The sequence below is a fragment of the Achromobacter piechaudii NBRC 102461 genome (genome assembly GCF_001571245.1).
GTDB lineage: Bacteria > Pseudomonadota > Gammaproteobacteria > Burkholderiales > Burkholderiaceae_B > Achromobacter > Achromobacter piechaudii.
In genome coordinates this window covers 253823-265031 of the sequence record NZ_BCTK01000008.1, presented here as the reverse complement: position 1 = coordinate 265031, position 11209 = coordinate 253823, and the positions used below count along the sequence as shown (strand labels likewise).

The following is an 11209-nucleotide window of genomic DNA, read 5'->3' as shown; positions in this document are numbered from 1 at the left end:
GGGTGGCGCGCCGGAAGCGGCGCGGCCACGCCAGCCCGATGGGCCGGCCTCAGCCGGCGACGATCGGCTTGCGGCTCGGGGCGCCGCGAGTGCCACGGCCGTAGGCGTCGTAGGTGGCGTTGTTGCCGCGCGCGCCGTTGAGGTCGCGCAGGGCGTCCAGCGATTGCTGGGTGTAGCGCAGGTGCACGTCGATCAGTGCGCCATTGCGCAGATTGATTTCATTGGCCGAGGCCGACTTGCTCAACAGCGCCTGCCAGATGCCGGACAGCTGCGGATGCAGCACGGCGGCCTGCTCGGTGCCGGCGTGGCCGGCAGGCAGGCCGATTTCGCCCAGCAGGCCGTCGCGCGTTTCGCTCAGATCAACCAGCTGCTGGGCCACGCGGGCCTTGCGTTCGGTGATCGCCTGCAACGCGCCGACATTGCCCGGACCGACCAGCACCTCGGTCTCTTCTTCCAGGATGGCTGAAAACTCGGTAATCAGCGCGTCTTCCTGACGCATGCAGGACTGGAGCGAATCGACGGGGTTCATGGTCAGGCTTCGAAGGCGATAGGGCGGTGAAAAGGATTACTTCAGCAGATCGCGCGCGCTGGCGATGAGGCTGTCGGCGATGCGACCGGTGTCGATCTTCAACTGGCCGGAAGCGATGGCGGCGCGGATGGCGGCCACGCGCTCGACGTTGATGTCGTTCGAACCGTCTTGCAGGGCCAGCATCTTGCGCGACGCCGAACTCAACGCCACTTGCGAGCTGCTCGAGCCCGAAGCGTTGTTGCTTGCGCCATACGCCTGCGCCACGGCGGAATCCGGACGTTGGCTCACGGCGTCGGCCGACAGGGGCCGGTTGGTGGTCGAATTGATTTTCAAGGTTTTCTCCGCAGGGCGTCCTGGGTCGGTTTGCGACGGATCCGCCTACTTATGTCTGTGTAACGACAGGGCAGGAAGGAACTTTAGGGCAGCTTGTCCAATGGTGTGGCGCGATTTGTAACAGACCCTACAGTTGTATTTCCACCAAGCCCGCGTTGCGTACCACCCCGCTGACCACTTGGCCGCTGGCGGTGCGAACCTGCACCACGGCCCCGGGCGCCGCATTATCCAGCGCCTGACCTTCACTGCTGACGACAAATCCATTGCCGCGCGCGTTGATGCGGACGTTGGCCCCACGCATCACCGACTGCGCGTTGCGCAGCGACGAGCTCCGCACCGGTTGGCCGGCGTTGATGCGGAAGGCGGCCGACATGCCCACCACCGCCTGCGGATCCGTGATTGCGCCGGGCGGCAGCGACACCAGGTCGCCGTCGCGCGGTGCAAGATCATCCGGCGTCAGCGCCTGGCCCGCCGAGATCATGCGCGAAGCGACGTAATAGTACCCGGGCACGCTGACCGTCGCCTGCACATAAGTGGTCCAGGGCTTGGGCGCATTGCAGCGCACGCCGACCGTCATGCGCGAACGCAGCTTCATGCCCGAAGGCATAAACGGGGACATGGCATCGCAAGGCGCCAGCCGCTCGACGCGCGGCGGGTCGATCGTCACGGATGGCTGGCCGGGCAGGGCGGCCAGTTGTTCCACCAGATAGTCGTGCGCGGTGCTCACGATCGCCTCGGACGGCTGGCTGGCGGCGTCTTGCGCCAGCGCGGTTGCGCTGCCTGCCAAGGCCAGGGCTAGCAGGCCGCTTGCGCGCGCGAGGAGAAGTCGAGCAGAGATTTTCATGATGACTGAATTGTAAGAGTCCGGCGCGCTTGGCAATACGTGAATTGGATGAGAAATGGCGGGTTATTTGGCTGATTGTGTTTCATCGCCGGCCCCTATGATTCCGTCATCCAATGGGATAGCGGCGTGCCCGATGTCCCGTGCTCTATCCGTATTGCAACGCACGAAGGCGCCACGATGCTAGACAGGCTTAACGAAGATTTCCGGTTCTACCAGCAGGCTTTGGGACTGCGCGCGCAGCGCCAGGAAGTGCTGTCGTCCAACATCGCCAACGCCGACACGCCGAACTACAAGGCCCGCGATTTTGATTTCAAGACCGCGATGCAGAACGCCATGGAAGATTCCAAGCGCCTGGCCGACACCTCGCTGACGCTGACCTCGGCGCGCCACATCCCGGCCAAGGCGGTCTCGCAAGGACCGACCGACCTGCTGTTCCGCTTGCCCTACCAGCCCAGCATGGACGGCAACACGGTGGACATGGACATCGAGCGCGTGCAGTTCGCCGACAACACCTTGCACTACCAAAGCACGATGCAGATGATCTCCGGCCGCATCCGGACCATGCAGACCGCCATTCAGGATTGATCCATAAAGGGAGCAACAGGCAATGTCCTTGTTGAGCATTTTCGATATCGCCGGTTCGGCGCTCAGCGCGCAGTCGCAGCGCATGAACGTCACGGCCAGCAACCTGGCCAACGCCGACAGCGTCGTCGGTCCTGATGGCCAGCCGTACCGCGCCCGCCAGGTCGTGTTCCAGGTGAACCCGGCCGCTGGCCAGGCAATGGGCCAGGAGATCGGCGGCGTGCGCGTTGCCGGCGTGATCCAGGATCCGTCGCCGCTCAAGCAGATCTATGACCCCAAGCATCCGCTGGCCGATGCGCAGGGCTACATCAGCATGCCCAACGTCGATCCGGTGGCCGAAACGGTCAACATGATCGCCGCGTCGCGGTCCTACCAGGCGAACGTCGAAGTGCTGAACACAGCCAAGTCCCTGATGCAAAAGACGTTGACCATCGGTCAATCCTAATTTTCGCCCGGAGTGTATCCATGACCACCGTCGATCAAAACACCAGCGCCGCGGGCTTGGCGCAGGCCCAGTCCAACGCCAACAATTCCGTCACCTCGCAAGGTTTGCAAGATCAGTTCCTGAAGCTGCTGACGACGCAGTTGCAGAACCAGGACCCGCTGAACCCGATGCAAAACGCCGAGCTGACCTCGCAACTGGCGCAGATCGCGACGGTTGAGGGCATCAGCAACCTGAAGAGCACCATCCAGGCCATCAGCGGCCAGATCGACGTGTCCCAATCGATGAACGCCGTGTCGATGATCGGCAAGGGCGTCCTGATCCCGGGCAACAAGATCAAGCTGGGCGTGGACGGCGACAACGCCGCCGAGCGCGTGGCCACCCCCTACGGCCTGGACCTGCAAAGCGACGCGCAGAAGGTTCAGATCCGCATCGCCGACGCGAACGGCGCGGTCGTGCGCACGATCGAAATGGGCGAACAGAAGACGGGCGTGTACACGCTCGACTGGGACGGCAAGAACGACAACGGCGTGCCCCTGGAACCGGGTGCGTACACCGCGTCCGTGCTGGCCACGGACGGCGACGGCAAGAAGGTGAATGCAGAAGTCCTGAGCTACGGCCAGGTCAAGAGCGTGGCCTACTCCACGAACGGACTGCGTCTGGACCTGGGCCTGGAAGGCCAGACCAGCATGTTGGACGTGCGCAAGGTCATCGGCGCCTGAATCGGGCGGATTTGAATCGATGCCGGCGCACGGGCGGCGGCTCCTCATCATTAATTAGCGAGAGAAAACATGGGCTTCGGACAAGGACTAAGCGGCTTGAACGCCGCAGCGCAGAACCTGGACGTGATCGGCAACAACATCGCCAACTCGGGCACCGTCGGCTTCAAGTCGGCCACCGCCTCGTTCGCTGACGTGTACGCCAGCTCGCGCGTGGGTCTGGGTGTCAAGGTCGCCGCCATCAACCAGCGCTTCACCGTCGGTACGGTGCAGGGCGGCGGTGGCGAATACGACATCGCCATCGACGGCGCCAAGGGCATGTTCCGCCTGACCGACCAAAGCGGCGCGGTGATGTATTCGCGCAATGGCGAATTCCTGGTCGACAAGAACAACTTCATCGTGAACGCGCAAGGCTATCGCCTGACCGGCTACCCGGCCGGCGCGATCGGCGCGAACCCGGTCGAACTGCAATTGCCCACGGCCAACGTGGCGCCCAAGGCCACGGCCACCGGCACGACGGTCGCCAACCTGGACGCCAACGCCAAGGTGGTCTACCCGACCGACACCGTCACGGCTCCGGCCGTGGACGGCAGCGTCACCCTGGGCGGCACGCCCTACACCTTCACCCGCGATGCGCTGGGCGCGCTGGTGTGGTCGGGCGCCACGCCGCCTGCCGGCAACTACGGCGCCGCGCCGAACGTCGTCACGGTTGACGCCACGGGCGCCATCACGGCGGGCGACATCACCCAGGTTCCGGGCTACGTCAACTACACCGCCGCGGTCACTGAAATCGGCCGTCCGTTCGATCCCTCGGTGTCCAACAGCTACACCAACGCGTCGCCCATGACGGTGTTCGATTCGCTGGGCAACTCGCACCAGGTGATGCAGTACTTCGTCAAGCGCCCGGCGGACGCCGCCGGCAACAGCGTGTACGACGTGTACTACACGATGGACGGCCAGGCCATGGCGCCCACCACGGAAGCGGGCGGCGTCTGGGGCAATGCGCAGCAGTTCACGTTCAACAAGGCCGGCGCGCTGACCAGCGCCCCGGTCGTGACCCTGAGCTTCGCCCAGCCCGGTGGCGCCACGACGCCCGCCGATCCGTTGAGCATCGCCATGAACTACACCGGCACCACGCAATACGGCAGCAACTACAAGCTGGTTGCCAAGCCCGACGGCTACACCTCCGGTGAATTCAGCGGCATCAACATCGGCGGCGACGGCAGCCTGGTCGCCAGCTACACCAACGGCGAAACCCAGGTGGTCGGCAACATCGTGCTAGCCGACTTCTCGAACCTGCAAGGCCTGCAACCGGTGGGCAACAACGCGTGGACGGAAACGTCCGCTTCGGGCCAGCCGATCCTGGGCCAGCCGGGCACCAACGGCATGTCCCGCGTGGTGGGTCAGGCGACGGAAGCATCCAACGTCGACATGAGCAAGGAGCTGGTCAACATGATCATCGCCCAGCGCACCTACCAGGCCAACTCGCAAACCATCAAGACCCAGGACGAAATCATGCAAGTCCTGATGAACCTGAAGTAATGCTTGCGACGACACCGACGGAATAGGCAATGGACAGAATCATCTACACCGCCATGAATGGCGCGGCGCGTATCACTGAGCAGCAGGCCGCGATTTCGAACAACATGGCCAACGTGAACACGACGGGCTTTCGCGAGCAGATCGCGCTGTACCGCTCGGTTCCCGTGACGGACGGAGTGAGTCTGCCCACGCGTGTTTCGACGGTGGCCTCGACCCCGGGCAACAGCTTTGAAATGGGCAACATGCAGACCACTGGCCGCGATCTGGACGTGGCGCTGTCCAGCGAAAGAGGCTGGATCGCCGTGCAGACGCCGCAAGGCGAAGCCTATACGCGCGGCGGCAGTTTGCAGGTCGGCATCAACGGCCTGCTGCAAACGTCGCTGGGCCAGCCGGTGCTGTCCGACCAGGGCGGCCCCATCGATGTGCCCGACCAGGCCGCGCTGACGATTACGTCCGACGGCACGATCACGGCCATCGGTGCTGGCGACGGCCCGAACAACATCCTGAACCTGGGCCGTATCAAGCTGGCCAACCCGAACAATGCGCAACTGGTGCATGGCGACGACGGCGTGTTCCGCCTGGCGCCTGTCAATGGCCAGCCCGCGCCGCCCGCGCCGGCTGATCCCAGCCTGCGCGTGCTGTCCGGCGTGCTGGAAGGCAGCAACACCAATCCGATGAAAGCGATGGTGGGCATGATCGAAAACGCCCGCCGTTTCGAGCAGCAGATGCAGGTGATCCAGCAGTCCGATCGCAACGCCGAACGCGCCAACGGCATTTTGTCCGTCAGCTGATTCCGGTCGCAGATTCAAACCAATTTCGCGCGCGGCCAGTCCGCCGCACCAGGAGTACTTCATCATGATGCGTTCGTTGTGGATTGCCAAAACGGGCCTGGAAGGTCAACAGACCTCCATGGACGTAATCTCGAACAACTTGGCCAACGTCTCCACCAACGGGTTCAAGCGCGGCCGCGCCGTGTTCCAGGACCTGATGTACCAGACGCTGCGCCAGCCGGGCGCCCAGGTTGGCGACGCCACGCAGTTGCCGTCCGGCCTGCAATTGGGCACGGGCGCGCGCGTGGCCGCCACCGAGCGCATCCACACCGCCGGCAACCTGAACAACACGGGCGGCGAAATGGACATCGCCATCAATGGCCGCGGCTTCCTGCAAGTCGAGCTGCCCGACGGCACCCAGGGCTATACCCGCGACGGCGCGCTGCAACGCGACCAGAACGGCCAGCTGACCACGGTCAGCGGCTATGTCATCCAGCCGCCCATGAACGTGCCGGACAACGCCTTGTCCATCTCGATCGGCAAGGACGGCATCGTCTCGGTGACGCAGCCGGGCGCCGCCGGCGTGAACGTGCAGATCGGCCAATTGCAGATCGCCACCTTCATCAACCCCACAGGCCTGCAAAGCATCGGCGAAAACCTGTATCTGGAAACGGATGCCTCGGGCCCCGCCAACCTGCTGCAACCGGGCGTGGATGGCGCAGGCTCGATCATGCAGAACTACGTCGAAACCTCGAACGTGAACGTGGCTGAAGAACTGGTCAACATGATCACGACCCAGCGCGCCTACGAAATGAACAGCAAGGCCGTCAAGACCTCTGACGAGATGCTGGCCCGCCTGACCCAACTGTGATGCCCATGTCTGTCCTGCGTCTGGTATTCGTTGCGGCGCTGGCTCTGCTGGCGGCCGGTTGCGCCATGATTCCGCCCGAGCCCATTGTGACCGGGCCGACCACGGCCGCGCCGCCGCCGCCGCCCATGCCGATGGCGCAGCCGACGGGCTCGATCTATCAGCCCACCACGTACGGCAACTATCCGTTGTTCGAGGATCGTCGGCCGCGCAACGTGGGCGATATCGTCACCATCGTCCTGAACGAGCGCACCAATGCCTCGAAGAACGTGGCGACGAACACCAACCGCACCGGATCGGCCACGCTGGGCATCGCCGCCGCGCCGTCCTTCATGGACAGCTGGGCGGGCGCCAACCTGAACACCGACGCCAAAGGCGGCAACGTGGCGCAGGGCAAGGGCGACAGCACCGCCAACAACGCCTTCACCGGCACCATCACCACGACGGTCGTGGGCGTGATGTCCAACGGCAACCTGCAGGTGGCGGGCGAGAAGCAGATCGCAATCAACCGAGGCAGCGAATACGTTCGCTTCGCCGGGGTGGTCGATCCGCGCTCGATTACCGGCACGAATACCGTGTCGTCCACGCAAGTGGCCGACGCCCGCATCGAATACCGCAGCAAGGGCGTCATGGACGAAGTTCAGACCATGGGCTGGCTGCAACGCTTCTTCCTGCTCGCATCGCCGTTCTGACTATGACAACACCCACTCCGATATCCGCCATGCTGTCCTTGTTCGCCCGCGTGTGCGTGGTGGTGGGGCTCGCGGCCGGCGCCGGCGCGGCGTATGCCGAGCGGCTCAAGGACCTGGCCTCGATCCAGGGCGTGCGCGGCAACCAGCTGATCGGCTATGGCCTGGTCGTGGGCCTGGACGGCAGCGGCGACCAGGTGCGCCAGACCCCGTTCACCCAGCAGAGCCTGACCAACATGCTGTCGCAGCTGGGCATCACCGTGCCGGCCGGCAGCAACATGCAGTTGAAGAACGTGGCGGCCGTCATGGTCACCACCACCTTGCCCGCCTTCGCGCGGCCTGGCCAGACGCTGGACGTGGTGGTCTCGTCCATGGGTAACGCCAAGAGCCTGCGCGGCGGCACCTTGCTGATGACGCCGCTCAAGGGCGCCGACAGCCAGGTCTATGCGATTGCCCAGGGCAACATCCTGGTGGGCGGCGCGGGCGCGTCGGCCGGCGGCTCCAGCGTGCAGATCAATCAGTTGAACGGCGGCCGCATCAGCGCGGGCGCCATCGTCGAACGCGGCGTGCCCACCACGTTCTCGCGCGACGGTTATATCCATGTGGAACTGAACAACACCGATTTCGGCACGGCGCAAAACGTGGCGCAGGCGCTGAACCGCAAGTTCGGCCAAGGCACGGCCACGGCGCTGGATGGCCGCGTGGTGCAGGTGCGCACGCCGATGGAGCAGGCCTCGCAGGCGCGCTTCCTGTCGCAGGTCGAAGACCTGCAAGTGGCGCGCGCGCCCACGGTGGCCAAGGTCATCATCAATGCCCGCACCGGCTCGGTCGTCATGAACCGCACGGTCATGATCGAAGAGGCGGCCGTGGCGCACGGCAATCTGTCGGTCATCATCAACCGTCAGAACCAGGTCTCGCAACCGGACACGCCGTTCACCGAAGGGCAGACGGTGGTGGTGCCCAACACGCAGATCGAAGTGCGCCAGGACAACGGCTCGTTGCAGCGCGTGAGCACCAGCGCCAACCTGGCTGACGTCGTCAAGGGCCTGAACGCCCTGGGCGCCACGCCGCAAGACCTGCTGGCCATCCTGCAGGCCATGAAAACCGCCGGCGCGCTGCGCGCCGAACTGGAAATCATCTGACGGCCATGGCGATCACTCAAGACGCGGCGCGCGGCGCTGCCCGACAGGATTCGGTCTTCGACATGGGCCGCTTGTCGGACCTGAAGCGCGACGTCAAGAAAGACCCCGAAGGCACCGACCAGCAAAAGCAGGTGGCCAAGCAGTTCGAGGCCTTGTTCCTGCAAATGATGGTCAAGCGCATGCGCGAGGCCACGCCCAAGGAAGGGCTGTTCGACTCGCAGCAGACGCAAATGCTGCAATCCATGGCCGACGAGCAGCTGGCGCTGCACCTGGCCTCGCCCGGCATCGGGCTGACGCAGTCCATCCTGGCGCAGATGCAGCAGGGCAAGCCGGCCGACATGTCCGATGACGCGGTGCGCGCGATCGGGCAGGGCGGTGACCTGGACTTCCGCACGGGCGGTTCGCGCGAAGTGTCGGCGCTGCTGAACGTCATGCGCAACAACCGCGCCAGCGACCGCGCCTTGGCCGCCGCCGAGGGCGCGCCCGATCACGTGGTGGACTTCGTGTCGAAGATGTCGCGCGCGGCCAACCTGGCCTCGCAGCAAAGCGGCGTGCCGGCCCGGCTCATCATGGGCCAGGCAGCGCTGGAATCGGGCTGGGGCCAGCGCGAGATCAAGCACCCGGACGGCAGCACCAGCTACAACCTGTTCGGCATCAAGGCCGGTTCCAGCTGGAAGGGCAAGGTCGTCAACGTGCTCACCACCGAATACGAAGGCGGCGTCGCCAAAAAGGTGACGCAACCTTTCCGCGCCTATGCGTCCTACGAAGAATCGTTCTCGGACTACGCGCGCCTGATCGGCAACAGCCCACGCTACGAAGCCGTGACGCAGGCCCGCAACGAGATCGACGCGGCGCGCAAGATCCAGGACGCAGGCTACGCGACCGACCCGCGCTATGCGCAAAAACTGATCGGCATCATGGGTCAGCTGCGAGGCGCAGCCAATAACGTGGAAATTTCTCGCCAGATGTTGGAAGGACTCTAAATTTGGACGATCTCCTGCCGTTATTGGAGTATCCAGAGATATCAGCTGCGGTTACATACGGGGCATTGTCAGCATGAACTTGTACAAAACAGCGCTGGGCGGGCTGAACGCCGCCCAGGCCGGCCTGGCAACCACCAGCCACAACATCAACAATGCCACCACGGTGGGCTACAACCGTCAGCGCGTCCTGACCTCGACGGCCGGCGCCCAGGCGACCGCCAACGGCTATATCGGCCGTGGCGTGCAGGTTGACACGATCGAGCGCAGCTACGACAGCTTCTTGTACAAGCAGTTGGTCGGCGCGCAGGGCAGCGGTGCGCAATTGCAGACGCAATTCGCCCAGGTGTCGCAGATCAACAACCTGTTCGCCGATCGCACCGTGGGCATCGCCCCGGGGCTGACCGACTTCTTCACCAGCATGAACACGGTCGCCAGCAAGCCGGCCGATCCGGCCGCGCGCGCCGACCTGCTGGGCAAGGCCAACAGCCTGACCACGCAGATCCGCTCGGCTTACTCCGAAATGCAGAACCTGCGTGAAGGCTTGAACACGCAGATCTCCACCACGGTCGAACAGGTCAACAGCTACCTGGGCCGTATCGACGACCTGAACACGCAGATCTCGCTGGCGGCCGGCAAGGCCAACGGCAGCCCCCCGAACGACCTGCTCGACCAGCGCGACCAGGCGGTGATGGAACTGAACCAGCTCGTCGGCATCACGACCTACGAGCAGGGCAACAAGATCAACATCTCGCTGACCAAGGGCGGCCAGTCGCTGTTGTCGGGCACGACGCTGTACCCGCTGCAAGCGGTGCCTTCGTCCAAGGACGCGAGCCGCACGGTCGTGGCCTACACCTTGCCGGCGGGTTCGGGCAAGACGGTTGCCGTCGAAATGCCTGACAGCGACGTCACGGGCGGCAGCCTGGGCGGCCTGCTGCAATTTCGCGCGACCTCGCTGGACACCTTGCAGAACCAGCTGGGCCAGATGGCCGTGGGCCTGGCGCTGTCGTTCAACGAACAGCACAAGCAGGGCCTGGACCAGAACGGCAACCCGGGCACGGATTTCTTCAGCATCGGTTCGCCCACGGGCGTGCCCAACACCGCCAACAAGAGCAACGCGCAGATCACTGGCCAGTTCACGACGTTGAACAACGTCAACGCCAAGGACTACGAGATCTCGTTCGACGGCACCAACTACCAGGTGCTGCGCATGCCGGAAGGCGCGCGCGTCTACAACGGCCCCGCGACCGGCACGCCGCCCAACGCAACGCTGAACCTGGACGCCGAGGCGGGCGTGACGCTGACGATCAACGCGCCGCCGCAAGCCGGCGACAAGTGGTCGCTGTCGCCCACGCGCGATGCCGCGCGTGACATCAACGTGCTGATCAGCGATCCCGAAAAGATCGCCGCAGCCGACGCCGACGGCGGCGACGCCAACGGCAAGAACGCCTTGAAGCTGGCGCAACTGCAAAGCGCCAAGGTCTTGGGCCACGGCACGATGAGCACCACCGACATGTTCGCGCAGGTCGTGAACACCGTGGGCGTGCAGACCGCCCAGGTGAAGACGGCCGCCACCGCGCAGGCCAATCTGATCAAGCAGACGACCGCCGCCCAGCAATCGGTGTCGGGCGTGAACCTGAACGAAGAGTACGTCAGCCTGTCGATTTACCAAGAGCAGTACCAGGCAAGCGCTCGCATCATCGATGTGGCAAGCACCGTGTTCGACACGCTGCTGGGCCTGCGTGGCTAAGACGATCTTTACTGTGATG

13 protein-coding genes are annotated in these 11209 nt (G+C 64.6%); 10 read left to right on the top strand and 3 right to left on the bottom strand.

Going from position 1 to position 11209, the window contains the following annotated elements; all coding sequences use genetic code 11:
• Window positions 1-49 precede the first annotated feature (49 nt).
• From API01S_RS21060 to flgA, 3 genes are all read right to left on the bottom strand, one after another.
• Window positions 50-529: a flagella synthesis protein FlgN gene (locus tag API01S_RS21060; RefSeq protein WP_006219039.1), complete on the bottom strand. Its 480-nt coding sequence runs from the start codon at window positions 527-529 to the stop codon at window positions 50-52.
• Window positions 530-565: 36 nt separating this feature from the next.
• A complete protein-coding gene (gene flgM / locus API01S_RS21055; RefSeq protein ID WP_006219040.1) occupies window positions 566-862 on the bottom strand; it encodes a flagellar biosynthesis anti-sigma factor FlgM in 297 nt (98 codons plus the stop codon).
• 127 nt (window positions 863-989) lie between these two features.
• Complete coding sequence (gene flgA, locus API01S_RS21050; protein WP_006219041.1) at window positions 990-1706, bottom strand: flagellar basal body P-ring formation chaperone FlgA; 717 nt, start codon at window positions 1704-1706, stop codon at window positions 990-992.
• Between the two features lie 177 nt (window positions 1707-1883).
• Between flgA and flgB the strand changes: the two genes are divergently transcribed.
• The 10 genes from flgB to flgK all read left to right on the top strand — a co-directional run bounded on the left by flgB (window position 1884) and on the right by flgK (window position 11190).
• Complete coding sequence (flgB, locus tag API01S_RS21045) at window positions 1884-2291, top strand: flagellar basal body rod protein FlgB (RefSeq protein ID WP_006219042.1); 408 nt, start codon at window positions 1884-1886, stop codon at window positions 2289-2291.
• 22 nt (window positions 2292-2313) lie between these two features.
• On the top strand, window positions 2314-2733 hold the full coding sequence (flgC, locus tag API01S_RS21040) for a flagellar basal body rod protein FlgC (protein ID WP_006219043.1): 420 nt from the start codon (window positions 2314-2316) through the stop codon (window positions 2731-2733).
• Window positions 2734-2753: 20 nt separating this feature from the next.
• A complete protein-coding gene (locus tag API01S_RS21035; protein ID WP_006219044.1) occupies window positions 2754-3452 on the top strand; it encodes a flagellar hook capping FlgD N-terminal domain-containing protein in 699 nt (232 codons plus the stop codon).
• 69 nt (window positions 3453-3521) lie between these two features.
• Window positions 3522-4991, top strand: coding sequence for a flagellar hook-basal body complex protein (locus tag API01S_RS21030; protein ID WP_006219045.1), 1470 nt, complete (start codon window positions 3522-3524; stop codon window positions 4989-4991).
• Between the two features lie 29 nt (window positions 4992-5020).
• The gene (locus API01S_RS21025) at window positions 5021-5782 is read left to right on the top strand and encodes a flagellar basal body rod protein FlgF (protein ID WP_006219046.1); all 762 of its coding nucleotides are present in this window, start codon (window positions 5021-5023) and stop codon (window positions 5780-5782) included.
• A 64-nt stretch (window positions 5783-5846) separates the two neighbouring features.
• Window positions 5847-6632, top strand: a complete 786-nt coding sequence (flgG, locus tag API01S_RS21020; protein ID WP_006219047.1) for a flagellar basal-body rod protein FlgG — start codon at window positions 5847-5849, stop codon at window positions 6630-6632.
• Complete coding sequence (locus API01S_RS21015; RefSeq protein ID WP_006219048.1) at window positions 6632-7321, top strand: flagellar basal body L-ring protein FlgH; 690 nt, start codon at window positions 6632-6634, stop codon at window positions 7319-7321. The genes flgG and API01S_RS21015 overlap by 1 nt, the downstream gene beginning before the upstream one ends.
• A gap of 2 nt (window positions 7322-7323) precedes the next feature.
• Window positions 7324-8460, top strand: coding sequence for a flagellar basal body P-ring protein FlgI (locus API01S_RS21010; RefSeq protein ID WP_061306062.1), 1137 nt, complete (start codon window positions 7324-7326; stop codon window positions 8458-8460).
• Window positions 8461-8465: 5 nt separating this feature from the next.
• Complete coding sequence (flgJ, locus tag API01S_RS21005; RefSeq protein WP_006219050.1) at window positions 8466-9443, top strand: flagellar assembly peptidoglycan hydrolase FlgJ; 978 nt, start codon at window positions 8466-8468, stop codon at window positions 9441-9443.
• A 73-nt stretch (window positions 9444-9516) separates the two neighbouring features.
• Window positions 9517-11190, top strand: coding sequence for a flagellar hook-associated protein FlgK (flgK, locus tag API01S_RS21000; protein WP_006219051.1), 1674 nt, complete (start codon window positions 9517-9519; stop codon window positions 11188-11190).
• Window positions 11191-11209: the final 19 nt, after the last annotated feature.